The organism is Microcoleus sp. Pol12A5, from assembly GCF_036701435.1.
Classification (GTDB): Bacteria; Cyanobacteriota; Cyanobacteriia; order Cyanobacteriales; family Microcoleaceae; genus Microcoleus.
Window position 1 is genome coordinate 39,233 of sequence record NZ_JAUBQU010000031.1, and the last position, 22,922, is coordinate 62,154.

Annotated in this window: 19 protein-coding genes and 2 pseudogenes; 12 read left to right on the forward strand and 9 right to left on the reverse strand. The window is 45.9% G+C overall.

Features of this window, described 5'->3' with window-relative positions:
• The first annotated feature begins 4 nt into the window (after window positions 1-4).
• The 4 genes from adhE (at window position 5) to QUA45_RS11210 (ending at window position 4,714) form a co-directional block, all read left to right on the forward strand.
• Window positions 5-2,635: a bifunctional acetaldehyde-CoA/alcohol dehydrogenase gene (gene adhE / locus QUA45_RS11195; protein WP_333220716.1), complete on the forward strand. Its 2,631-nt coding sequence runs from the start codon at window positions 5-7 to the stop codon at window positions 2,633-2,635.
• A 226-nt stretch (window positions 2,636-2,861) separates the two neighbouring features.
• Window positions 2,862-3,155, forward strand: coding sequence for an ATP-dependent Clp protease adapter ClpS (gene clpS, locus QUA45_RS11200; RefSeq protein WP_015178834.1), 294 nt, complete (start codon window positions 2,862-2,864; stop codon window positions 3,153-3,155).
• A 123-nt stretch (window positions 3,156-3,278) separates the two neighbouring features.
• Window positions 3,279-3,593 carry a hypothetical protein gene (locus QUA45_RS11205; RefSeq protein ID WP_333220718.1) on the forward strand — a complete coding sequence of 105 codons (315 nt, stop codon included), beginning with the start codon at window positions 3,279-3,281 and terminating at the stop codon, window positions 3,591-3,593.
• Window positions 3,594-3,808: 215 nt separating this feature from the next.
• On the forward strand, window positions 3,809-4,714 hold the full coding sequence (locus QUA45_RS11210; RefSeq protein WP_333098831.1) for an MvdC/MvdD family ATP grasp protein: 906 nt from the start codon (window positions 3,809-3,811) through the stop codon (window positions 4,712-4,714).
• Window positions 4,715-4,721: 7 nt separating this feature from the next.
• Here the strand turns inward: QUA45_RS11210 and QUA45_RS11215 are convergent, their stop codons facing one another.
• Together QUA45_RS11215 and QUA45_RS11220 are read right to left on the reverse strand one after the other, a co-directional pair.
• Window positions 4,722-5,222, reverse strand: a complete 501-nt coding sequence (locus QUA45_RS11215) for a plastocyanin/azurin family copper-binding protein (protein WP_333098832.1) — start codon at window positions 5,220-5,222, stop codon at window positions 4,722-4,724.
• A gap of 54 nt (window positions 5,223-5,276) precedes the next feature.
• On the reverse strand, window positions 5,277-6,395 hold the full coding sequence (locus QUA45_RS11220) for a tocopherol cyclase family protein (protein WP_333220720.1): 1,119 nt from the start codon (window positions 6,393-6,395) through the stop codon (window positions 5,277-5,279).
• Window positions 6,396-6,568: 173 nt separating this feature from the next.
• Here QUA45_RS11220 and QUA45_RS11225 point away from each other — a divergent pair, with 173 nt between their 5' ends.
• A complete protein-coding gene (locus QUA45_RS11225) occupies window positions 6,569-7,150 on the forward strand; it encodes an Npun_F5749 family FMN-dependent PPOX-type flavoprotein (RefSeq protein WP_333145843.1) in 582 nt (193 codons plus the stop codon).
• Window positions 7,151-7,298: 148 nt separating this feature from the next.
• Here the strand turns inward: QUA45_RS11225 and cysE are convergent, their stop codons facing one another.
• Both cysE and QUA45_RS11235 read right to left on the reverse strand, forming a co-directional pair.
• Window positions 7,299-8,105 carry a serine O-acetyltransferase gene (gene cysE / locus QUA45_RS11230; RefSeq protein WP_333220722.1) on the reverse strand — a complete coding sequence of 269 codons (807 nt, stop codon included), beginning with the start codon at window positions 8,103-8,105 and terminating at the stop codon, window positions 7,299-7,301.
• A 203-nt stretch (window positions 8,106-8,308) separates the two neighbouring features.
• Complete coding sequence (locus QUA45_RS11235) at window positions 8,309-8,791, reverse strand: hypothetical protein (RefSeq protein WP_333220724.1); 483 nt, start codon at window positions 8,789-8,791, stop codon at window positions 8,309-8,311.
• Between the two features lie 403 nt (window positions 8,792-9,194).
• On the opposite strand from QUA45_RS11235, the gene QUA45_RS11240 reads away from it, so the two are divergent.
• Together QUA45_RS11240 and mrdA are read left to right on the forward strand one after the other, a co-directional pair.
• The gene (locus QUA45_RS11240) at window positions 9,195-9,329 is read left to right on the forward strand and encodes a hypothetical protein (RefSeq protein WP_333098840.1); all 135 of its coding nucleotides are present in this window, start codon (window positions 9,195-9,197) and stop codon (window positions 9,327-9,329) included.
• Window positions 9,330-9,350: 21 nt separating this feature from the next.
• The gene (mrdA, locus tag QUA45_RS11245; protein ID WP_333098841.1) at window positions 9,351-11,177 is read left to right on the forward strand and encodes a penicillin-binding protein 2; all 1,827 of its coding nucleotides are present in this window, start codon (window positions 9,351-9,353) and stop codon (window positions 11,175-11,177) included.
• Window positions 11,178-11,269: 92 nt separating this feature from the next.
• Here mrdA and QUA45_RS11250 read toward each other — a convergent pair whose 3' ends face one another.
• On the reverse strand, window positions 11,270-13,024 hold the full coding sequence (locus tag QUA45_RS11250) for a DUF3352 domain-containing protein (RefSeq protein ID WP_333220726.1): 1,755 nt from the start codon (window positions 13,022-13,024) through the stop codon (window positions 11,270-11,272).
• Window positions 13,025-13,137: 113 nt separating this feature from the next.
• On the opposite strand from QUA45_RS11250, the gene QUA45_RS11255 reads away from it, so the two are divergent.
• Window positions 13,138-13,764: a Uma2 family endonuclease gene (locus tag QUA45_RS11255; RefSeq protein WP_333220728.1), complete on the forward strand. Its 627-nt coding sequence runs from the start codon at window positions 13,138-13,140 to the stop codon at window positions 13,762-13,764.
• A gap of 9 nt (window positions 13,765-13,773) precedes the next feature.
• Here the strand turns inward: QUA45_RS11255 and QUA45_RS11260 are convergent, their stop codons facing one another.
• Window positions 13,774-14,379: a pentapeptide repeat-containing protein gene (locus QUA45_RS11260; protein ID WP_333098846.1), complete on the reverse strand. Its 606-nt coding sequence runs from the start codon at window positions 14,377-14,379 to the stop codon at window positions 13,774-13,776.
• 150 nt (window positions 14,380-14,529) lie between these two features.
• On the opposite strand from QUA45_RS11260, the gene purL reads away from it, so the two are divergent.
• From purL to QUA45_RS11275, 3 genes and pseudogenes are all read left to right on the forward strand, one after another.
• Window positions 14,530-17,091: a phosphoribosylformylglycinamidine synthase subunit PurL gene (gene purL, locus QUA45_RS11265; protein WP_333220729.1), complete on the forward strand. Its 2,562-nt coding sequence runs from the start codon at window positions 14,530-14,532 to the stop codon at window positions 17,089-17,091.
• 218 nt (window positions 17,092-17,309) lie between these two features.
• Window positions 17,310-18,965: pseudogene (locus QUA45_RS11270) on the forward strand (transposase); the annotation flags it as partial.
• A 396-nt stretch (window positions 18,966-19,361) separates the two neighbouring features.
• Window positions 19,362-19,643, forward strand: coding sequence for a YiaA/YiaB family inner membrane protein (locus QUA45_RS11275; RefSeq protein ID WP_190662287.1), 282 nt, complete (start codon window positions 19,362-19,364; stop codon window positions 19,641-19,643).
• Window positions 19,644-19,737: 94 nt separating this feature from the next.
• Here QUA45_RS11275 and QUA45_RS11280 read toward each other — a convergent pair whose 3' ends face one another.
• From QUA45_RS11280 to QUA45_RS11290, 3 genes are all read right to left on the reverse strand, one after another.
• Window positions 19,738-20,208, reverse strand: coding sequence for a ferredoxin (locus QUA45_RS11280; RefSeq protein WP_333098850.1), 471 nt, complete (start codon window positions 20,206-20,208; stop codon window positions 19,738-19,740).
• A 77-nt stretch (window positions 20,209-20,285) separates the two neighbouring features.
• Window positions 20,286-20,672, reverse strand: a complete 387-nt coding sequence (locus QUA45_RS11285) for a DUF1257 domain-containing protein (RefSeq protein ID WP_242716193.1) — start codon at window positions 20,670-20,672, stop codon at window positions 20,286-20,288.
• Window positions 20,673-20,712: 40 nt separating this feature from the next.
• Window positions 20,713-20,922, reverse strand: coding sequence for a DUF2997 domain-containing protein (locus QUA45_RS11290; protein ID WP_015176940.1), 210 nt, complete (start codon window positions 20,920-20,922; stop codon window positions 20,713-20,715).
• 596 nt (window positions 20,923-21,518) lie between these two features.
• Between QUA45_RS11290 and QUA45_RS11295 the strand changes: the two are divergent.
• A pseudogene (locus tag QUA45_RS11295) lies at window positions 21,519-22,674 on the forward strand (IS4 family transposase).
• Window positions 22,675-22,922 lie beyond the last annotated feature (248 nt).

Here is a 22,922-nt window from a genome sequence, read left to right on the forward strand (position 1 = left end):
CAACATGAAAGTTACCAATTTAGAAGAATTAGAAGTCCTAATTCAAAAAGTGAAAGCAGCCCAAGCTGAATTTGCCACCTACACTCAAGAACAGGTCGATCGCATATTCAAGCAAGCAGCTTTAGCCGCTAATGCCGCCCGCATTCCCTTAGCCAAGGCAGCAGTCAAAGAATCGGGAATGGGAGTTATCGAAGATAAGGCAATCAAAAATCATTTTGCCTCGGAAATGATTTACAACAAATACAAAAACGACAAGACTTGCGGTATCATCGAGTCCGATCGGCATTTTGGCTACGAACGCATTGCCGAACCCGTGGGAGTGCTGGCGGGAATCGTTCCTGTAACTAACCCGACTTCCACCACCATCTTTAAATCTTTAATCGTGCTCAAGACGAGAAATGGCATTATATTTTCGCCCCATCCCCGCGCCAAATCCTGCACGGCTGCGGCGGCAAAAATCATCCTCGATGCTGCTGTAGCAGCAGGAGCACCACCGGATATTATTGGGTGGATTGACGAGCCAACTGTGCCACTTTCCCAAGCTTTGATGCAGCACCCCGATATCAAACTAATTTTGGCAACTGGCGGGCCGGGAATGGTAAAAGCGGCCTACTCTTCAGGACATCCCTCCCTCGGTGTCGGCGCGGGAAATACTCCCGCCATCATCGATGAAACCGCCCACATCCAAATGGCTGTCAGCTCAATTTTGCTCAGCAAAACTTTCGACAACGGCACGATTTGTGCTTCGGAACAATCGGTGGTTGTTGTGGATGAGGTGTACGATGCCGTGCAACTGGAATTTATCAAGCGCGGTGCTTATTTCCTCACTGCTGAAGAACGAGAAAAAGTGCGGCAGGTAATCTTAATTGATGGGCGATTGAATGCCGAAATTGTCGGACAATCGGTGCAAAAGGTGGCGCAGATTGCTGGTTTTGTAGTGCCGTCAAACATCAGGGTTTTGATTGGAGAAGTGGATGCGGTAGGTAAAGAAGAACCCTTTGCTTGTGAAAAACTTTCGCCCATTCTCGCAATGTACCGCGCCAAGGACTTTACTGAAGCAGTAGACAAAGCTGAAGCGCTGATAATTTTTGGCGGGCACGGACATACTTCTGTACTTTACACGGCCCCCCACAATCAGGAACACATTCGTTATTTTGAAAGCAAACTAGAGACTTCGCGGGTGCTGATTAATACGCCTTCTTCTCAAGGTGCGATCGGCGATTTGTACAATTTCCGCCTCGATCCCTCCCTTACCCTCGGTTGCGGTAGCTGGGGCGATAATTCCATTTCTGTCAACGTGACACCCCATCACCTGCTCAATATCAAAACCGTAGCAGAAAGGCGCGAAAATATGCTCTGGTTCCGCATTCCTCCCAAGATTTATTTTAAGTCGGGTTGTCTTCCTGTAGCTTTGAGGGATCTTGCAGGTAAGAAACGTGCTTTGATTGTGACGGATAAACCTTTGTTTGAATTGGGATTGACTAAGGAAGTCACAGAGAGTTTGGAAGAAATCGGCATCGATCACTACACATTTTATGATGTGGAACCCGATCCTTCCCTTGCTACTGTTCGCAAAGGTTTAGAAATCTGCAATAGTTTCCATCCAGATGTGATTATTGCTTTTGGTGGTGGCTCGCCGATGGATGCTGCTAAAGTAATGTGGCTGATGTACGAGCATCCAGAAATTGAGTTTGAAGGATTGGCGATGCGGTTTATGGATATTCGCAAGCGGGTATACGAACTGCCGCCTTTGGGTTCAAAGGCAATTATGGTGGCAATTCCAACTACTTCGGGAACGGGTTCGGAAGTCACGCCTTTTGCGGTTGTTACGGATGAACGATCGGGGATTAAGTATCCGCTTGCAGATTATGCTCTGACTCCGAGTATGGCGATCGTCGATCCAGAACTTACGCTGAATATGCCCCGGAAACTGACTGCTTACGGCGGCATTGATGCGCTAACCCACGCTTTAGAAGCTTATGTTTCTGTGTTGGCTTCTGAGTATACAAATGGTTTGGCTTTAGAAGCGATTCGTTTGCTGTTTAAATACCTGCCCAGCGCTTACAAAAATGGTGCTAACGATCCGAAAGCGCGGGAGAAAGTACATTATGCTGCTACGATCGCCGGGATGGCATTTGCCAACTCTTTTCTGGGGGTTTGTCACTCAATTGCTCACCAATTAGGTGCAACTTGCCACGTCCCTCACGGTTTAGCGAATGCGCTGATGATTTCCCATGTCATTCGCTACAATGCAACGGATGTTCCGTTCAAACAAGCGATTTTTTCTCAAAACAAGTATCCTAACAGCAACTGGCGTTATGCTCGAATTGCAGACTATCTGAATTTGGGCGGCGATACAGAAGAGGAGAAAGTGGAGAAGTTGATCGCAGCCGTGGAAGATTTGAAGCGTCAGGTAGATATTCCTAGCACGATTCAGGAGGCGATCGCCAGTCAGGGAATGAGTGATGATTTCTTCTTTGCTCGCGTTGAGGAAATGGCCGATCGAGCTTTTGACGATCAGTGTACCGGAGCGAACCCCCGCTATCCGCTGATTGAAGATTTAAAGCAACTTCTGGTGCAAGCGTATTCTGACGGCGACACTTCTGATCTCAATCGAGTGTTAACTTTAGTGTAATCGGCGCGGTGCCATAGATTTCTCCAGAAAAGCCTGTCAAGGGGGGGCAGGATGCCTAACCCTACTCCCCACAGTTTCTGGAGAAGTTTAACGCAGAGCCCGGTGGTAAAAATAAACCCCGAAGCGGATCAAAATACCAAGTAGGGGTTGAAAATTTTTGAAATTGTGTTAAAATTTTAGAGGTAACTCTTTTACGAATTTTGTAGTTTCAGTGGCTGTTCGCGCGATGACCTCTTCACCAACCATAGCACCCGTTCGATCGAGTCAAGTTACCCGCAAACCTTATCCCAACTATCGGGTAATAGTTCTTAACGACGATTTCAACACATTCCAGCACGTTGTGGAATGTTTGACGAAATACATTCCGGGGATGACGAGCGATCGAGCTTGGAAACTCGCCAACCAAATCCACCACGAAGGCCAGGCCACCGTCTGGGTTGGGCCGCAAGAGCAAGCAGAACTTTATCATATGCAATTGAGCCGTGCCGGACTGACAATGGCTCCGCTCGAGTCAGCTTAACATTTTTTAATTAACAGTTACAATACTTACTTTCAAATTTGCCAAAATGGCAACATCACTTCATCCTCTTGATTTAGATTATGTGTCAATACACCTAATCTTTTACTCAAGTAGGAGAATTTTATGAATCATCCTTTTGATCTAGATATTGCCGATCTCGAAGCCATTAATTTGGATTTTGAAGAGATATTAACTGATGAACAAGCCGCCCACATCGGAGGTGGAATTCGTTTCACGACTCTGGCTCTAGGTGAAGAAGGTGGGGGTGGTCCTATACAGTGTATCTCAGCTCCCTGTCCGGGAAGTGAAGGAGGAGGAGGATTTCCTCCGCCGCCTCCTATTTTCGACCCTCCGGTGACCACTCTGGCTATAGGTGAAGAGGGTGGAGGACCTTACACGAAAGCTTGGTTTGAAGGCGGTGGAGGCCCTATTTATTAGTAATCTCATGCCTGCCAACAATTGTATAATCTTTTCCTAACTCCTGAACTATTCCGATTGTTTCTGTAATGAGACTTTCAAAGATATAGCCTCATTTGAGTGTCTTTGTTCAAGAGTTCAAAAGTTGCAGCACTTTCACAATAAGTGATGCGACTTTTCATATCTGTACTTGATTTTAGCACATAGATTGATGATTTTTAATTTTTAATTTCTCCATGAACATTTTAATTCTGGGTAATGATTCAGATGCTCATGCTACTCATATAAAAGATGCTCTCACCCAAGCCGGTGCAGAAGTAGATTATTTAGATACCTATCTGTTTCCAAGACAATTACGTCTGTCTTGGCAACCTGATACCCTGGTTGGGTGCTTGACGCTACCCGGAGGTCGCCAGTTGAATTTTCAAGATATTCACAGTGTATTTTGGCGCAATTTTTCCGGTGTTGGCGTTGCACATTTAAAAGATGCAAATCAACAGCAAGTTGCATTGAACGATTCAATGAGTACAGTGCGATCGCTAATGCAAGCTTGTCCGGCTCGCTGGATTAATTCCTGGCAGGCATACCAATTTCATAAAGAAAAACCACTACAACTGAGTCTGGCAAAGCAAATAGGAGTGACAATTCCTGCAACTTTAATCAGTAACAACCCAGAGCAAGTTAGGGAATTTGTCCAATCTCAGAAAAAAGTAATTTTTAAGCCAGTTTATGGTGGCGCTCATACCAAGTTGGTGACAGAGGCGCATTTAGAACCTAATCGGCTGGACTTGGCTTTGAGTATTTCTCCAATCACAATACAAGAGTATATTCCTGGGACAAACATTCGCAGTTATGTGATTGGTGAATCAGTCTATTCTGCGGAAATTCGCAGTCAAGCTTTGGACTTTCGGGAAGATTTAGAGTCCGAGTTAATTCCGATAGATTTGCCCGAATCAGTTCACCAACAATGTTTAGCAATATTAAAGGCATTTATGCTCGATTGGACTGCTATTGATTGGCGTCTTAAGCCAACGGGCGAGTATGTATTTTTAGAGGCAAATCCTAGTCCCATGTTCAGACATTTTGAGCGTCAAACTGGTTTTCCGATTACACAAAAATTGGTCAATCTGTTAATGTATTAACTCGGACTTAAGAGGCGATCGTAATTTTGCCAATCATTCCCGCCTCTGTATGTCCGGCTACCGTACAGCGCAGGTTGTAGGTTCCCGATTTCATGGGTACAAACACCCATTCTGCCATAGCGCCCGGTTTAAGTTCCAATTCGTGAATCGCTCCTTTAATTTCCACCTTACCCGCTTCAACTTTTTGAGTCCAACTCGCATCAGCAAAGTCTTTAGCAGTAAAATAATGTTTCTGGGAACTGGGATTTTTCAGCACTAATTTATAGCGCTTGCCAGATTCAAATTCTAATAGATTGGGAAAAAACTTTAGTTCCCCAGCTTCGTTACCTAAACTAACAGTAATTTCGGTGACAGGCTGCCGAGACAAATCACCTGCAGCACTAACAATTGCCGCCGGCATCAAGATTGTACTCAAACATAAAATTACTCCCAAAATCACCTTGAAAGTTTTTTGTAACCGCTGACAGCGGTAGAATTTGCCTAATTGCCAACCGAGTATATTGATCATGGCTGTTCTAACTCCTGTTAACTATTAACTGACTAATGACTACTCACTGCTGACTTAATTCGATCGCCAAACTTCATCCCAAGGCCCGCCCCCAACTTCCAAACCGCATAAAGAACTTTGAGCCTCTAAGATAATTCTAGAACGCTGCTTGCCATTTTTTTCCACATTTCCCCCCAACAACTCTCGCAGTTGCAAGCGCAATTCGCCGTGCGTCGTATCCCGGCAGCAAAAAGCCATACCTTTTTCTGTAGGAGCTCGCAGATAAGTACCAGAACTGTTTGTAGTGCCAATTAACTCAATTTCAAACTGACTGTTTCTCGCCTGCATTTTCCAGCTTCCCCAAGGTTCAATATTCCAACTAACTTCCGAATTCCAAGGCACAAATTCGTAAAACTTACCTCGGTAATGCAGACAAATCATTGCTACCGATTCCATCCACCACAGCACGCCCCGCTTGCCGCCGCCAGCAGTTAAAGCTAAATCATTTTCGCCTTGAAAACAATTGCAATTAATCCAAAACCACTTTTGCGGAAAAGCACCGCCCCAGTTTTTTTCGCTGTAAGCGGGAGCATCTTTAAATTCGTAGCGTTCGCCGTTCCAATCAATCCAGCCAGTGGCTAAACCATGAGCCATTAAAATTTGCCATCCCGGCTCAAATACAGGCAGGAAAGATAGCATTCCCGCAGTTGATTTCTGGATTTCTTCAGAGTTCCCCCAGCCATAAATAGGTTGAATTTCGTATTGCCAAAAACAGTGGCTGCCACTTCCCGGATCGTGCAGATAACCTTGATTTAAAGTAGCAGTAGCTTGATAGCCTTCTTCGACGCTGCTGTCGAATACTTGCGGTTCTAAATATCCGGGTTTAAGTTGTAAATCTGTTTTGCCCCAATGTCCGAAAGCCAAACCTTCTCGGTGTGCCCAAAACTTATTTACATCGGGAAAGGTGCGACACAAATAGCTATCTTTCGGACCGAGAATTTGAGCTGCACCGCCACTGTAAGGTTGACCGCCTCTGGGGTCTTCTATTGAATACATGAATGCAAAGGATTGTCCGTGAATCGGTAATGTTATTCGGTAGTACCATCCTTCAAAAAAGCGCCGGGAACTGCCGTCCCAGTGGTAGCCGCTGTGGGGAGTTTCAATAGTTTTGAGTTTTGAGAGTGAATTTGACATAAAATTACCAATAGCAAGATTTTAATAGTTGTAAGTTGTGAGTTTAGGCAAGAGAAGCAGCAGGAAATTCGGCAACAGATTGGCTCGACGGATTTAATGGATAGAATTCCCAATTACCAATTACCGATTACCAATTACCGATTACCCATTACCAATATGATAGGTTATTAATTATGTCTTTAGCACTTTGGCGATCGCCCTTAGCTCACGCGCTCCACCGCAACCGCAGTCTCGCTTTTGCCCGCTACTTGCAACTAGCAACTGTTCGCGCCACAGGGCGTCCGGCCAACCGCACTGTGGTGTTTCGAGGTTTTTTAGCTGATACTAATCAGTTGAAATTTATTACAGATATTCGCAGTCAAAAAGCCGAGGAAATTAACCTCTATCCTTGGGGGGAAATTTGCTGGTATTTCCCAAAAACTCGCGAACAATTTCGGATTGCTGGAAAGCTAGTTTTGGTAGGGCCAGATTATCCAGAGGCAGAGTTGTGTTCATCGCGGTGCACAACTTGGCAGGAGCTTTCAGAGGCGGCTAGAGCGCAGTTTGCTTGGCCGCATCCGGGGGATGACAAAGCCGAGGCTAGTGCTTTTGATTATGCTTCCCCAAATGCGATCGAGCCGCTGCCTAATTTTTGCTTGCTGTTGTTGGAACCGGAAACGGTGGATTTTTTGGAGTTGCGGGGGGAACCGCAAAACCGGTCGCTTTATTGGTGCGACGGGGAGGGAAATTGGTCTGTGCGATCGGTTAATCCTTGAAAAAGAAGTCAGTAGTCAGTAGTCAGTAGTCAGTAGTCATTAGTTATTGGTTATTAGTTATTAGTTATTAGTTATTGGTTATTTGTTGTCAGTTCCAATGCCCAATGCCCAATGCCCAATGCCTAATTCCCAATGCCCAATTCAAATTTTAGATGCCGCTGCCGTCGAAAAATTCTTGAATGGCTTTATCTTTTAACTTGCAGCTAGGGGTTGCAGCTAGTTGGGTTTTTTCGGCTAAGGCTACATTGCTGGCTTGGTTTAAAGCTTCTGATACTGAGTGGAAATTGTGGGAATTGGGAACAGAATTTAAGGAGACAGATGCTTGAGGAAGCAAACTTTTTACTTGCTGTTCGAGGGATTCGATACGATCGAGCAAAGAGCGAATTACCACTGCTTCCGAATCCGGCAAACTGCCGTGTTCTAGCGGATTGACGCGCACTCCCGATCGATAGACGATGCGGCCGGGAATCCCTACCACTGTGCAGTCAGATGGTACGTCGCGGAGCACGACGGAACCGGCGCCGATGCGGACGTTATTGCCAATTTGCAGATTGCCGAGTACCTTGGCGCCGGCACCGACAACTACGTTTTCGCCGACGGTAGGGTGGCGCTTGCCGCTTTGTTTGCCAGTACCGCCAAGGGTGACACCTTGGTAAATTAGGGCAAAATCGCCGATAATGGCTGTTTCGCCGATCACAACCCCCATACCGTGGTCGATGAATACGCTTTTGCCTATGGTTGCCCCTGGGTGGATTTCAATTCCGGTCAAAAAGCGAGCAATGTGGGAAATCAAGCGGGGGATGAAGGGAAGTCCCAACACATAAAGCCAGTGTGCGAGGCGGTGCAGCACTAGGGCCTGAAGACCGGGGTAGCAAAACAAAACTTCCAGCCAGTTGCGAGCGGCAGGGTCGCGATCGAAAATTATACTGAAGTCAGCTCTAAGAGTCTTTAGCACTTTCGGAGTTACCTATTTTGGTTAAACACGCCACTTTCGATTTTACATTTTACTGGATGGGAGAAGTGAGCGGTCGATCGGGAGATTGGGTAGTGGGAGATTAAGAGTGTGGGAGATTGGGGCAGTGGATCGCTCGGAGATGGGAAGATGGGGGTAGAATTTGACGGCATTTTATTGTGGCTATGCCACAGCGTCGCTGCGTTCTATTCCTGCACAGAGATTGTATAGTTAGACTTGACTCCGGGTTCGACAGTACCGACCCAAATCTTGTAAGAGCCTGCTTGCCAGTCTGAATCAACTATGCCAGCATCTTTATTCTGACCTATATCGTCTCCGCAGCGCACCGCATTACCGGGGCCTTGTACGAGTAAGGTTGTGTCCTTGCCTCCGCTGTTGACTTGGAGCGTGAGTTTTGAAAAGTTTTCCTGCAAGACTATGATGTGGTCGGGAGTTGGGGTGGCAAAACCCAAACATTTGTTTTTGTGGCGATCGGCGTTGGCTATCACAGATAGAGAGTACGATCCGCCTGTGGAACCTCTCAAAACTGCTGTTGGGGCTGCAAAACCTCGCGATAAAGTTAAAGTGCCGAAATTGGCTGTTTCTGCTAAAACTGGTAGGGCGGCGATCGTGGCAATCGCAGCCAAGAGCGCACCGTTTTTGAAATTGGGTGGCTGATTATACAACATGGCAATACTCCTCGGTCACAACTTAAAATCACAACTCAGAATTTACCCATCACAGCCCCTCGAATACAAACTATGGAGGAAGAATAATTTTTAAATTAGTTCAAAACCTCCTGGCTTCTCTTCCTTATGTCTATCAGGACAATCCCTGTACGATCGCGCTCGCTTGTGCCACTCGGATTTCTGCCACAGGCGAGCCACTCATATCCGAAATTGTACGGTGTCAAGATGATAAATTTGATACTCCTCGCCTTGCTGTTGGCGATCGGTTCCCTATTGACACAGGCCTTGGTATTGTTACCTATAAGCCTATCCGGCTGGCTACACCTCCCTAATTGGCTGAGCCTGGCCTTGATTTTTCTGGCTACTTCTTGGTGCTTGGGGGATTAGTCAGCAGTCAGCAGTCATGAGTTACGAGCTATTAGTGATTAGTCAAAAGTTAACGATCGATCATTCCGTTTCTCCCAAGAGTCAAGGCCCGATTGTCCCCGGTTTGATGATGTATACTTCACAATTGACAATTCAAGAATCTAAAATCTAGGATTTGACATCTACCTATAGAATGATGCAACGACAAGTTTATTCAATCTCAGCATTTCCCTCTTCTGACAAAACCCTCGCGGAAACTCCTAAGAAACAGGAGCGTCCGATACACCGGGCGATCGTGTTAATGCTGGTGGCAACAGGTTTGCTGGGCCTGCACGCTAGTCGGCTGGTGGAATTGCAACTGATACAAGGGAAGCAACACCGGGAACGAGCCGAAAACAATCGCGTTCGCCTAGTGCCAATGCCGGCGAATCGCGGACATATCATCGATCGCAAGGGCAACTTGCTAGCAGCAAACAATTTAGCTCGATCGGTATATTTGTGGCCGAAAGAACAAACGCCGGAAGAGTGGAAAGCGACAGCAGAAAAGTTGAGTCCGCTGCTTAAAATCCCGGCGAAAGAAATTTTAAAAAAATTAAAAGAGGTCGATCCTCAATCCTACAGACCGGTGCGGCTCAAGCAAGCAATGCCGCCAGAAGTGTTTGTGCCACTAGCAGAACAGGTGGGACAGATGCGGGGAGTGGAAGTGCGGCCAGAAGCGAACCGCTACTATCCCGAAGGCAGTTTGGCTGCTCACGTGATCGGATATATTGGCGAAGCTACTGCAGCAGACTTGGAAGCTCATCCTGAATATCCGATGGGGATGATTGTCGGTCAGATGGGCATAGAAGCGAGTTCTAACAAGAAGATTGCAGGAGTTTGGGGCGATCGACTGATCGAGGTAAATGCCCAAAATCAAGAATTGCGGCTGATGGGAGAGACACCGCCCAAACCCGGTGAGGCGGTGCAGCTAACCATAGACTTGTCCATGCAAAAAGCAGCCGAAAAAGCCTTGGGGAACCGCCGGGGAGCAGTAGTGGCGCTGGATGTCAAAACCGGGGCGGTATTAGTTATGGCCAGCCACCCGACTTTTGACCCCAATCTGTTTACGCGAAAAATCACTAAGGATGAGTGGCAAACTCTTCAAGACCAGGAAAATCCATTTTTGAATCGGGCCATGCAAGGCTATCCCCCCGGCAGCACGTTTAAAATTGTGACTTCCGTCGCGGGTCTGGAGTCGGGCAAATTTTCGCCGGACTCAATTCTCGGTACTTCGTCTTACATTACTGTGGGGGGAATTGATTTTAACGAACACAGCGGCGGTTACGGCGACATCGGCTTTCGGGAGGCTTTGGCTTTCAGCAGCAATACATTTTTTTATCAAGTGGGGATTAGTACGGGGCCGGAGCAAATTTCTAAGTGGGGACACCGCTTAGGAATTGGCAAGGATACGGATTTGAATCTTTTGGGGCTAGGCGGTGGCACTCACGGTCAAATCCCGACGCCGGAGGAGAAGGAGAAAATTTATAAAGAACCTTGGTATGCGGGTGATACGGTAACCATGTCGATCGGTCAGGGGTTGGTGTTAGTGACTCCTTTGGAGGCCGCTGTGATGGTGAGTTCGATCGCTAATGGAGGCTATCGGCTGAAGCCTCATCTTTTGACTTCTATGACCGGCACAGCGGAGACTAAACGGGTACATACAGGGATGAAACCTTCAACAATTAAGGTGGTTAAGGAGGGACTGATCGCGGTGGTTGCCGAGGGTACTGGGCAGGGGATGAATGACGGTACGATTCCGATGACCGCAGGCAAAACTGGGACTTCGGAGGTTATTGGACAGGAGGATCACTCTTTATATGTAGCGTTCGGGCCTGCTGACAAGCCGGAAATTGCGATCGCCGTGGTTGTGGAAAATGGCGGTTATGGTTCTGTTGCCGCGGCCCCGATCGCCAAAGAGGTATTTCAAGCTTATTTTGGGCAACCGAAAAAGGTGAAGCAGCCAGTAGTTATTAGTCCTTAGTCCTTAGTTATTGGGTATTGGGAATTGGGCATTGGGAATTGGGCAAGTTTCGTGTTTTTCCTTCTTCCTTCTTCCTTCTTCCTTCCTTTTGACTAATTCATCCGCATAAATATTGTAGCTTTGCGAATTCCTGCGATCTCTCCCGTACTGGTGACAGTGAGCGATCGCAAGTGGTCGAACAAGGGTCTTGCCGAAAGTTCAATTAACCTCAACAGCGGGATTTTTTTTTCCCAAATTGCTCTGCTGGAGGGCCAGTCTAAATAAAAATAGCCGTCGTTAGATGGCGGTAGCGGTTCAATGCTGGTTTGAAAATCTTGATGGGCAACTAAAGAGCCTGTTTCGGCTGCTTCTAGTGCTGCGTCCATTGCTTCTACTGAAGTGGTAAAAATTTCGTATTTGCCGACGGTAGCTCGAACTCCTTTTGCCTCGGTTTCGATCGCACTTTTTCTATTATTTTCTTTTCCATAATTCTGGCTCGTTGTCAACTGCGTCCAAGCGGTAATTTTCTGGTTTCTGAGAGTGAAGCTGCCGATGCTGTATTCTTTGCTGCGGGCAATTTCATCCAGTTTGTCGATCGCCTTTTGGGAATCAGCAGATTTTTCGGCGGCAAAAATCCAGTCCGCATTGTTTGACGAATTCGGAAGCACTGCTAAAGCGTATTCTCCTTGTACCCAATCAAATATATCCTGCGGCAGGTTGACGCCCCAAAGTTGCTGAATATCTGCCAGAGCGCGATCGATTAATTTTGAGACTTCTGCATTAGTGGACACCGCCGATGACAAATCAGTCCAAAAATTCCTTAAATCGGTGCTGGCGACCGCGAAAGGACTGGCTGAGGGAATGTACTGCAAAGCTTGCACAGGTTCCGAGAGTGTTGGAGAAGCTGTGTTTTCTCGCGATGTCACTAAAGCAGTTTGAGCTAGCAATCCCCGCCGGTTGACTCCGACAGCAACTGCGAGAGAATTAAGAGAAACTTGGGGATTTTGCTCGGCTGCTGATTGCGGGAGATGGACAAATGCTAAAGCGATTCGGCCTTGAGTTAGCTGCTGCAAAGCTTTTTGATATTCCGGGGTATTATCGAGATTTAGGTTAGCTGATTCAACGTTATTAATTGCATCTCGAATCACAATCGGGCTATTGGAGAATAAAACAAAACTTTGGTTATTCCCAGAATTTAAATTGCTGCCGGTGGCTGCTGTTGCGAAGCTGGATGGCAACTTTGAATTCGGCAGAGAAAACGGGTTAAAAGGCGAAAGCGAAGCAGATTTTTTCTTTGCTATTGGTGCTTGTTTATAATTAATTTTCACGCCTTTATATATTTCCGACTGCACTGTTTTATCGCCACGAGATTGTTTGCGCCAGTAGGAGTCGAGAAATTGTTGACTGCGATCGACCTTTTGGGAGGAAACGGCCAGTAAAAACCCAGCTTGTTGGCCGTTCCTGCTGTCGCCATCGAAATCTGGCGTTGTGACGGCGAGGGTAATTTCGTCACCTATCCAAGGTTGGATATCTCTACTGTAATCGAGGCCTGTATTGGCGAGGAAACTTTTTTTGATTTGCTCAAATTCTGCGTGCGATTGACTTCTTTCTTCAGGAGTGGCAAAAACTTGTCGCAATGCTTCGAGGCGATCGGGATTTACCAGCATTGATGCTAACAAAGGTGCTTGTTTCGAGACAAACACAGCCGCAGCCGGAGTAGTTGTCGGCCCGCCGGCGAGCAAATTCAGGGGAGTTTGAGTTGTCAGCCAGTAAAAACCACCGGCACTCAAGCCTAAGAGTGCCAAGACGCCCGCAATGAGGAAAGAAAAGAACGATCGCAGCTTCATACAACAAGGACTAATGACCACAGTCTATTATTAACTAGAGTAGCGCATGACCGTAGCTGTCGACAGATACTTTTTGTGCTGTTCGCAAAAAAAAGATAAACTAAAATATTCTCCAATTCTAAAATCCAAGTAAAATGCTAACAATATCAACGCCCGCCGAACAGCGAGTTTTACTGCAAAAGATCAGTTGGCAATTATATGAAAGCCTGTTAGCGGAACTGGGCAACAAACGTTCCACCAGAATTGCTTATCATCAAGGTCAATTAGAAATTATGGTGCCGCTACCGGAACATGAAAATCGCAACCGGCTGATCGATCGCTTAATTGTAACTCTCATAGAAGAACTCAATCTAGAGTACAACCCCTTTGGATCGATGACTATTAAGAAACGCAAAAAAGCAGCCGGAAAAGAACTAGATTCCTGTTATTATATCCAGAATGAAGCACTGGTCAGAGGGAGAACAGAATTAGACTTTGCTCAAGATCCGCCACCTGATTTAGCACTCGAAATTGATATTACCAGCAGTTCCTTAAATCAATTCGATTTATATGCAGATTTAGGCGTACCAGAAATTTGGCGTTACGACGGACGAAGCATCAAGTTTTATCCATTGCAAAATGGCGAATATGCGGAGTGCAATTTTTCTCTGGCTTTCCCCATGCTACCGACTGCAAAAGTTGACGAATTTATCGATCGCTGTCAAACTACAGGCGCAACCGCAGCAGTGCGAGAATTCCGGGAATGGGTAAAAAATCAGTAATTGTTGAGTCTACCACGGCACTCCTCGCGCATCGGAAAAATCTGCATCTAGAACCGCCCCCGGATCGAATACAGCATCAGTTAAATCAGCTTTTCTAAACGACGTTATCGACAATTTTTCTATCTGTTCAACAGCGATAAAAAATCCGATCGCAGTTAACCCAAGAATTACCCCCGAAACCAAAAATAAGACAATTCCCCTGATAGTATCTCCGCCCAAAAATGTCACAATACCGCTAGCGCCGATCGCAGCAGCAGCCCCAGCCACAGCCCCCGCCACAATCCCAGCCTCGCACCGAGTCGCAGCAATTGCCGTAGCAGCGGTTCCGGCCACCGCCACAGCCCCCGCATCCGCCCCGGCAATCAGTCCAATCAAAGCCCCAGCCGTCGTCACTGTCACCGCAGTCACCCCAGCCCTAGCAATCAAATTTCTCACCCGCCTGCGGCTTTGTCCGGTTCTGACACCCTGAAAATTTGCCCCCCTCAAAATCGCCCCAGTGAAATTGCAGCCTCGAATGTCGCAACCGCTGAAATTCGCCCCTGACAAGTCAAGCCCTTTAAAAGAACGGTTCCGCAAGTTTTGGTTGGCAAAATTGAAATTTCGAGGTTGAGTCATTCGATTTTAGATTTTAGATTTTAGATTTTAGATTTTAGATTAACCAACCCAAAGACCTAGGGTTATAGATTTTAGATTTTAGATTATAGATTTTAGATTAACCAACCAAAGGGCATTTAGAATAAAGCCTGTGGTTTATAACGAGTTTCCATGTCTCCCATCTCCGAATCCCCATTTTCCCCCGAACAAATTGCCGGTGAAAGACTCACACCTGAAGAATATGAAGAAATCGTTCAGCGTCTAGGTCGCCATCCCAATAAAGCTGAATTGGGAATGTTCGGCGTCATGTGGAGCGAACACTGCTGTTACAAAAATTCGCGGCCGCTATTAAAACAGTTTCCCACAGAGGGCGATCGTATTCTAGTCGGACCCGGAGAAAATGCCGGCGTCGTAGACTTGGGAGATGGCTTGCAACTCGCCTTCAAAATTGAATCCCACAACCACCCGTCAGCAGTCGAACCTTTCCAAGGTGCAGCAACCGGTGTCGGGGGGATTCTCCGCGATATCTTCACAATGGGCGCTCGCCCGATCGCACTTTTGAATTCCCTGCGTTTCGGCAACTTAGACGACCCTAAAACTCAGAGATTGTTCAAAGGCGTAGTATCGGGAATTTCTCATTATGGAAATTGCATCGGAGTACCCACAGTTGGCGGTGAAGTTTACTTCGATCCTGCTTATTCCGGCAACCCATTAGTTAACGTGATGGCCTTGGGTTTAATGGAAACTCAAGAAATCGTAAAATCTGGGGCATCGGGCATCGGAAATCCCGTCCTGTACGTCGGTTCAACTACTGGCAGAGATGGCATGGGAGGAGCAAGTTTTGCCAGTGCAGAATTGACCGACAAATCAATGGACGATCGCCCTGCCGTCCAAGTAGGAGATCCATTTTTAGAAAAATCCTTAATTGAAGCTTGTTTAGAAGCATTCAAAACCGGTGCAGTCGTCGCCGCCCAAGATATGGGTGCGGCCGGAATCACCTGTTCGACATCAGAAATGGCAGCCAAAGGCGGCGTCGGCATTGAATTCGATTTAGACAAAGTTCCCGTTCGAGAAAGCGGTATGGTTCCTTACGAATACCTGCTTTCGGAATCCCAAGAACGGATGTTGTTTGTTGCCCAAAAAGGACGCGAACAGGAATTAATCGATATTTTCCACAGATGGGGATTGCACGCCGTAGTAGCAGGGACAGTCATCGAAGAGCCGATCGTCCGAATTCTATTTAAAGGCGAAATCGCTGCCGAAATTACTGCAACTGCTTTGGCAGATAACACGCCAATTTATCACCGAGAATTGTTGACAAAGCCGCCCGAATATGCTAAAAAAGCATGGGAATGGACGGCGGATTCCCTGCCACAATCCACAGTTACAGGTATCGAAATTAACGGTAATTTCCAAACTTGGAATCAGATTTTGCTGACGCTTTTAGATACTCCCACCATCGCTTCTAAACGCTGGGTTTATCGCCAATACGACCATCAAGTGCAAAACAATACTGTTGTTTTACCGGGAGGCGCTGATGCTGCGGTTGTCAGATTGCGTCCGCTAGAACCCTGCCAATCTTCCCTTGGTAACGGGCTAGAAGTACACCCCCTTGCTAAGGGAGATTTACAGAGAGAAAATGCTATTTCTCTAGCTTCTGAAAGCAAACAGGAAGAAGAGGTAATTCCTCTATTTAAAAAGGCACAAGGTAGGGAAACTCCAAAAGTTTCTCCCCCCCTTAGCAAGAAGCAAGCGCCCCTGGGAATGATTCCCGGAGTTGCTGCAACGGTTGATTGCAATTCTCGTTATGTTTATCTCGATCCTTATGAAGGTGCAAAAGCAGTCGTAGCGGAAGCAGCGAGAAATTTAAGTTGTGTGGGTGCTGAACCTCTCGCAGTTACTGATAATTTGAATTTTGGCAGTCCCGAAAAGGCGATCGGATATTGGCAGTTAGCGTCAGCTTGTCGCGGGATTGCTGATGCTTGTCGGGAGTTGGGAACGCCTGTTACTGGCGGCAATGTTTCTCTTTACAATGAAACGGTTGATGCGGAGGGGAATCCTCAACCAATTTATCCAACTCCGGTAATCGGAATGGTGGGGTTAATTCCCGATTTGAAGAAGATTTGCGGTCAAGCTTGGCTAAAGAAAGGTGATTTAATTTATGTGCTGGGAATTGGTGAATCATCTCAAAACTCAGAACTTCCATCTGAAAGCTCAAAAATCCAAACTTCTCCTACTCTCGGAGGTTCGGAATATTTAGCTGCAATTCACGGGATTGTAGCTGGGAAACCGCCAAGGATAGATTTTGAGTTAGAAAGAAAAGTGCAATCGGTTTGTCGTGATGGAATTCGGCAAGGTTGGGTAGGTTCTGCCCATGATTGTGCGGAAGGTGGAATTGCGATCGCCCTCGCGGAATCCTGTATCTCTGCTAAAATGGGTGCCGAAATTCATCTCAGTTTTAATTCAGCAAGTGTCAGCCGCTGGGATGAAATTTTGTTTGGTGAAATGGGCAACTGCATTGTAGTTTCAGTCGCGCCGAAAAATCAAGAAATTTGGGAGTCTTACCTGCAAGAACATTTGACCAAAATGTGGCAGAAAATTGGTTTAGTTGGCGGGGCTGAATCAGCTTTTCGGGTTTTTAGTGCTGACAATCAAGCGTTAATTGAGGTTGGGATGAGTGAGATTGGCGATCGATTCTATAATGCGATCGAGCGTCGGATTGCATCTGTTTGATTGCGCCTCATACACAGGGCGGTTGAAACCGCGTCTACACAGACGAAACCCCGCCTTCGCGGGTTAGATTTCTTGAGCCCGCGAAGGCGGACTTTGTTTGTGTAGTAGCGATTGAAAGAGACTGTTGGCGAATATCTGAGGGATCAAACCTCTCAGATATCGCCGTCATGAATAGGCAGAATGATTGTGTAATCACGCACCATATTAAATTATTTATTATTACTCTTCACCCTCGTGACAGGTCCTTGATTCCAGAAATGACCGCCTCCGTAGCACGAACCTCCTTTCTCAAAGGCAATACCTATATGAAAATGCGCGACGAATTAGGAGTATTGTATTTAGATGCTGACTTTATTACCTTGTTTCGAGCTGACTGCGGTTAAATTGCTTTATCACCTAGATAATTAGCATTCATCAGTGTTATCCAATTTGCAGAGTGATTGACTGACCGATAAGCGACTGTCAGAAGCCGTAGAAATTGGAAATATGCTTATTCGATTAGAAATTACTGATAGTGGTTTTGATAATTAAGTTTTAAGTGAATGGATAAGTCGGTTAATTTCAGCAGGACCTGAAAGTCAATTACCAGCTCAAATGCTAGCACATTTTCAAGATAGAGGAGGGTTCAAAGCTAGAGGGAAAGCCAGAAGTGATTTGACTCATGTCATCGGAACCCTTCGGAAAATGAACCGCCTAGAATGCGTTGGAGAAACTTTAAGTCAGGCCTTAAATCAGTTAGCAACTGTTGCCGATGAATGGTTATTAACATTAGTCAATCAGGATTGGTCTGAGCGTTATGGCACGAGATTTGAGCAATATCGCTTGCCGAAATCTGAAACTGAAAAACACAGATTGGCATTGACTATTAGCGATGATGGTCATCACTTGTTGTCAGCTTTGTATGACCCCTTGAGTCCTGAATGGTTGCGCCAGCTCAAAGCGGTAGAAATTTTACGCTGTGCCTGGATACAGTAATATGGGTGGTGCAAAGGTAAAGTTTATTGGCCAGAAGCCGATGATTTACCGCCCCACAAGCAGTTAATTACTTCGCCTTACGATATCGAGGCTCGCAATCGGACAAAAAGAGATACTAATTGGACAGGTTATACAGTAAATCTTACAGAAACTTGCGATCGAGATTTGCCTCATTTAATTACCAATATGGAAACGACACCCGCAACTACTGGAGTTGTCGAAATGACTCAGGTGATTCATCAAGCTTTAGTTGATAAACACCTGTTACCACAAAAACATATTGTCGATACAGCTTATGTTGATGCTCAACACTTGCTCACAAGTGAGACTCAATTAGGCCTTGAACTCCTTGGCCCTGTACCCTCCAACTCAAGTTGGCAAGAAAAAGCCAAGCTGGGCTTTGAGCTTTCTTGTTTTACCGTTGATTGGGAGCATCGCCATGCTACTTGTCGGCAATGCCACATCAGCAAATCCTGGCATCAATGCTCGGATAACTATGGCTATCCCGTGATTCAAGTCCGTGAACGTCTGCCCGATTGCGTGGCTTGCTCTGTTCGCTCTCAATGTACTCATTCACCGGCTAGGGTTCGTGTTCTGACTCTCATACCTCAACCTCTTTATGAAGCGGAAGCGAAGCTCTAGCCAAAGGTAGGGCTAGACAACATACCCAGGAGTTTAAGCAGCGTTATGCCCTACGGGCTGGTGTTGAAAGTTCGCTATTTCAAGGAATTCGTGTTTTTGGTTTGCGTGAGGCTCGTTATATGGGTATTGCCACAACTCGTCTGCAACATATTGTGACTGCCGCTGCGATGAATCTGTCAAGAATGTGGGCATTTTGGCACCACATTCAGATTGGCTTGCCCCCTGTCTGTCGTTTTTCCGCTCTTTTTCCTTCTGCCTCATCATCGTTTGTTTCCATGATTATGGGATGTTTGGTTTCACCCTTTTTTAATTCGCCAACAGTCTCTTGAAACTGGGGCTACACCAACGAAGTAGATAAGATTCGGCGGTTGAAAGCGCTGTATAGGGCCGATTGGAAGAAGTATGGTGCTCTTCAGCGCACTTTACGCTATTTTGAGAAAAAACAAGCTTTCGTTAGTGGAGTTTTTAAACTGTCCACTCGCTGCGAGTCTTCTTTGAGACTCAAACCCTACCTACACCGTTGAAATATTTAGTAAAAAGCCCGATCGCACTGTTCACTTATCGAAACTGTCCCTTCCTCTCCTGACCGCTTCACTCACGCTATCTATTCTTTAAGTTAATGAACCAAAAGATATATTTGACTTAGAGGCACTATGCAGAAACAAATCATACGCCAAAAAGATACTAATGCTTGGATACTTCAGTGCTGGCTTTCTTTTATTCTTGCCATTTCTGCAACTACTGTAGGTATCATTTATTTACAGGTAGATCCCTGGCAAAAAGCTTTTATGGGTATGGGTTTAACTTTTTCAGTCGGCTCGTCTTTTACTTTAGCAAAAACCATTCGCGATAACAACGAGGCAACAACATTAACTGCCAGAATCGACGAAGCTAGAGTTGAGAAAATTCTCGCTGAACACCATCCTCTCAAATAATGTTGGCTATACAATGTATACAAAAAACAGCCCGCGCGGGCTGTTTTTGTTGTTTGAGCCACAGGTTTCAAGCTGCGGATGGGAATTGGGGATTTCAAGGGCTACCTTTGAACTTACGATCGCGCAACTTATTCTTTTGTCGCTGGCGAACACCGGCCTGAACCATCGCCATATCCACCGGAAAACCAACGACTGGCATCACCTGATTCTTGCGTTCTTCTTCCAGATTCTTAAGTTCGGTGTAATCAACCCAGTGAATGCAATTCACCGGACAAGTGTCGATCGCCTCAGCAATCAAATCTTCAGAATCCCCGTCTTGTCGCACTACGCGAGATCGACCGTAATCCGGTTCAATATAAAAAGTATTGCGAGCAACGTGAGCGCAGTGCTTGCAGCCAATGCAGGTAATCTCATCAACATAGACACCTTTTTGGCGCAACACACCGCCCAATTCCGGTTCCAAACCAGAGCGATCGGGCGCATCCCGCAAAAAACCTCCCAACTCCGGCTCTAAACCAGAGCGATCGCTTGCTGTATCTATTCCGAGTCCAGAAAGCTCAGACATTTAGACCCCCACAATAGTAAATAAGTCCGCGAAAGCGGACTTTGATGAGACAAGATTGCAAAAATCTCGAAAAATTATTAAGCGCACCAGCGTTGCACCACCAAGCGGAGTGAACCGTCTTGATTTTGCTTTTGCTCAGAAATTTGGAAACCCTGCTTAGCGCTTTCATTCACCACAGTATGGTAAGCGTAGCGCTGAGTCACCTTATTCAGAAAACGGTCTACAGACCAAGCTTGCTGCCAAAACTGCAAGTCAGCCACCAATTCATACTCAGTCCCGTTCCAGCTAAAACCTACGTCGTAGCCGTTTTTTTGCTCAATCACGACCTCAGCGGTGCTGGTGAGACCGCGATAGCCACGCACCTCAGTCGGGCCCGACTTCCAGTCGATACCCAAGTCAGTTAAAGCAGCTTCCAAAGAATTCAAATTGCGGATCTGGGTCTTAATTTGGCTAAAATGTGACATGGTGGTTCCAAAAAAACTTAAGTGAACTCAACAACAAAAATTACCAATCGCTAAAAGCCACTTGGGCCGTCGCTTCGGCTGACTGATGCAGCGCTTGCGTGAAATATTCAGAGGTTGACTCTTGGTGAAGCACCACGCCGAGCTGAGCTTCAATTGCAGCCGTTACCTCAGCACAGGAAGCACCGACAATGCCGGTGACTGTTTCCTGTACGCGACCATCTGGATAGATCACAAACTCTAGTGTTTCCATAATTCGGGCTGACTGAATAGGAATATTGAGAACAGACACCGACACCAGCAAGCCAGGGACGATGCCTCCTGAAGTAGCTTCTTGAGAGTTGGCTGACTGACAAAGCGCTATATCAATTTTGACCAATTGATAGGTTTTGAGTCACAACTTAACAGAACTTATTAATATGTAGAAGCAATACATCAGTTGTATGTAAAGTTTCGCGTAGATCGTGACAGCAGTCAAGTCATACATGAGTGGTGAATTTTAGCAACGGCTATTTGGGATCGATCGTCGGGGAGAGAGGATAGATCGCGAGATAGTAGGCCGAGGGTAAGGTGCCGTGTGCTTTGCCCTATGGATAATAAGCTGTTGGGCATCTAAATTTTATTTTTCGGGCGGGCGGGACAGCCAAAAAAAATTCTATCGAAAGTGACGGTAAAACTTAGATGCCTCTCAATACTTCTCGGTTAAGCGCCAAATCAAGTAAACTGGTATTAATTTGTGGAGCGGTGAGGGTAAAATCGATGCCACTAAAAGAATTTATCTTAATCACTCCAATTATCGAAGCAGCATCCGTATTGAAGGCACTAGAAACAGCAATACGATCCGAAGCGATTCAACAAGCAATTGGTCAGACTCATAGCCAGCAAAAGCGCCAAAGAAAACTACCATCTGAGTTGGCGATTGGTTTGGTGATTGCCATGAGTTTGTGGTCATCGGTGTCAATGAGAACAGTTCTCAAAAATCTCGTTCATGGTTTAAGCATGAAGTGGATTCAGTTAGGAGAGTATTGGCAAGTACCAAGTAGTTCCTCAATAAGTGAAGCACGGGGTGCGAGTTGGATGTAGAGTAATGACTCAGTTATTTGAGCTAATCGTTCATCCAATGGCTTCACCACAAAGAAATGGGGCTTTTTTGGGTGGATTACGAGTCATGGCAGTAGATGGAACAGTGATAGATGTCCCAGATAGTCCAGGTAATGCGAGAGTTTTTGGGTATCCAGGAACAGGACCTGGGACTAAAGCAGCTTTTCCAAAAGTCAGATTAGTGCTACTGGTAGAAACAGGAACTCATCTAATTGTTGATGGGTTGATATGTCCATATCGTATTGAGGAGCGGGTGCGCGTTCAAAAACTCCTCCGGTCAGTTACGGAGGGAATGCTGCTGATGTGGGATAGAGGATTGCACTCTTATAAAATGGTCAATGCGACAATTAAACAATCTTGTCACTACTGAGGTCGATTACCTGCCCATGTCAAGTTTGAGGTAGAACAAGTGTGAGAAGATGGCTCTTATTTAAGTTGGATAAATCCCCATGGTAAATCTCGTAAACAAGGTGCAATAAAGATTAAAATCAGAATCATTGAGTACACAATGGACTCGGGTTCAGATCCAAAAACTTATCGTATGATTGCGAGTTTAATGTATTTAACGGTCTTGCCATATTTATTGTTAGCAGCAAAATACCACCAAAGATGGGAAATAGAAAGTACCATTGATGAACTTAAAATTCATCTTTTATCTCGCAAAACTCTCATTAGTTCTCTCAAGCCTCGCGAAGTTGTTCAAGAAATTTATGGCTGGCTACTCGGACATTAGTGCATCCGTTATTTAATGTTTCAAGCGGCAGAAACAGCGAGAATTTCACCATTACGGATTGGCTTTACTGGTACTTTGAATGTGATTAGGCGGGCAATTCCTAATTTTCAAGATATTGAGGCATCTCAACTCCCTTTTTTTTCCATGGCTAAGCCACGAGATTTTAGATGAAAAGCTCCCAAAACGTCAGCGTCGAAATAATCCCCGCGTTGTTAAAAAGCCTCGCTCCAAGTTTTTGTCCAAAAAACCTGTTTATCTAGGTATTGGGACTCAGCGCCAGGAGCTTCATTTTTCTATTCTCAGTAACGCTTAGACCTTAACCGAGAAGTATTGGCTGCAAGCTATAGTCATTTCAAATAAAAAAGAGACACTATTGAGCGCAGTAGGCACAGATGAGTTCATCTAAAGATGTGCCAGGA

Excerpts from the sequence above, each read along its gene's own strand:
- QUA45_RS11255 (WP_333220728.1), top strand. The coding sequence starts at position 13,138 with ATGCTAACAATATCAACGCCCGCCGAACAGCGAGTTTTACTGCAAAAG.
- QUA45_RS11235 (WP_333220724.1), bottom strand. The coding sequence starts at position 8,791 with ATGTTGTATAATCAGCCACCCAATTTCAAAAACGGTGCGCTCTTGGCT.
- QUA45_RS11290 (WP_015176940.1), bottom strand. The coding sequence starts at position 20,922 with ATGGAAACACTAGAGTTTGTGATCTATCCAGATGGTCGCGTACAGGAA.
- mrdA (WP_333098841.1), top strand. The coding sequence starts at position 9,351 with ATGATGCAACGACAAGTTTATTCAATCTCAGCATTTCCCTCTTCTGAC.
- QUA45_RS11220 (WP_333220720.1), bottom strand. The coding sequence starts at position 6,395 with ATGTCAAATTCACTCTCAAAACTCAAAACTATTGAAACTCCCCACAGC.
- clpS (WP_015178834.1), top strand. The coding sequence starts at position 2,862 with ATGACCTCTTCACCAACCATAGCACCCGTTCGATCGAGTCAAGTTACC.
- QUA45_RS11260 (WP_333098846.1), bottom strand. The coding sequence starts at position 14,379 with ATGACTCAACCTCGAAATTTCAATTTTGCCAACCAAAACTTGCGGAAC.
- QUA45_RS11280 (WP_333098850.1), bottom strand. The coding sequence starts at position 20,208 with ATGTCTGAGCTTTCTGGACTCGGAATAGATACAGCAAGCGATCGCTCT.
- QUA45_RS11210 (WP_333098831.1), top strand. The coding sequence starts at position 3,809 with ATGAACATTTTAATTCTGGGTAATGATTCAGATGCTCATGCTACTCAT.
- adhE (WP_333220716.1), top strand. The coding sequence starts at position 5 with ATGAAAGTTACCAATTTAGAAGAATTAGAAGTCCTAATTCAAAAAGTG.
- purL (WP_333220729.1), top strand. The coding sequence starts at position 14,530 with ATGTCTCCCATCTCCGAATCCCCATTTTCCCCCGAACAAATTGCCGGT.
- QUA45_RS11205 (WP_333220718.1), top strand. The coding sequence starts at position 3,279 with ATGAATCATCCTTTTGATCTAGATATTGCCGATCTCGAAGCCATTAAT.
- QUA45_RS11285 (WP_242716193.1), bottom strand. The coding sequence starts at position 20,672 with ATGTCACATTTTAGCCAAATTAAGACCCAGATCCGCAATTTGAATTCT.
- QUA45_RS11240 (WP_333098840.1), top strand. The coding sequence starts at position 9,195 with ATGAGTTACGAGCTATTAGTGATTAGTCAAAAGTTAACGATCGATCAT.
- QUA45_RS11225 (WP_333145843.1), top strand. The coding sequence starts at position 6,569 with ATGTCTTTAGCACTTTGGCGATCGCCCTTAGCTCACGCGCTCCACCGC.
- QUA45_RS11275 (WP_190662287.1), top strand. The coding sequence starts at position 19,362 with ATGCAGAAACAAATCATACGCCAAAAAGATACTAATGCTTGGATACTT.
- QUA45_RS11215 (WP_333098832.1), bottom strand. The coding sequence starts at position 5,222 with ATGATCAATATACTCGGTTGGCAATTAGGCAAATTCTACCGCTGTCAG.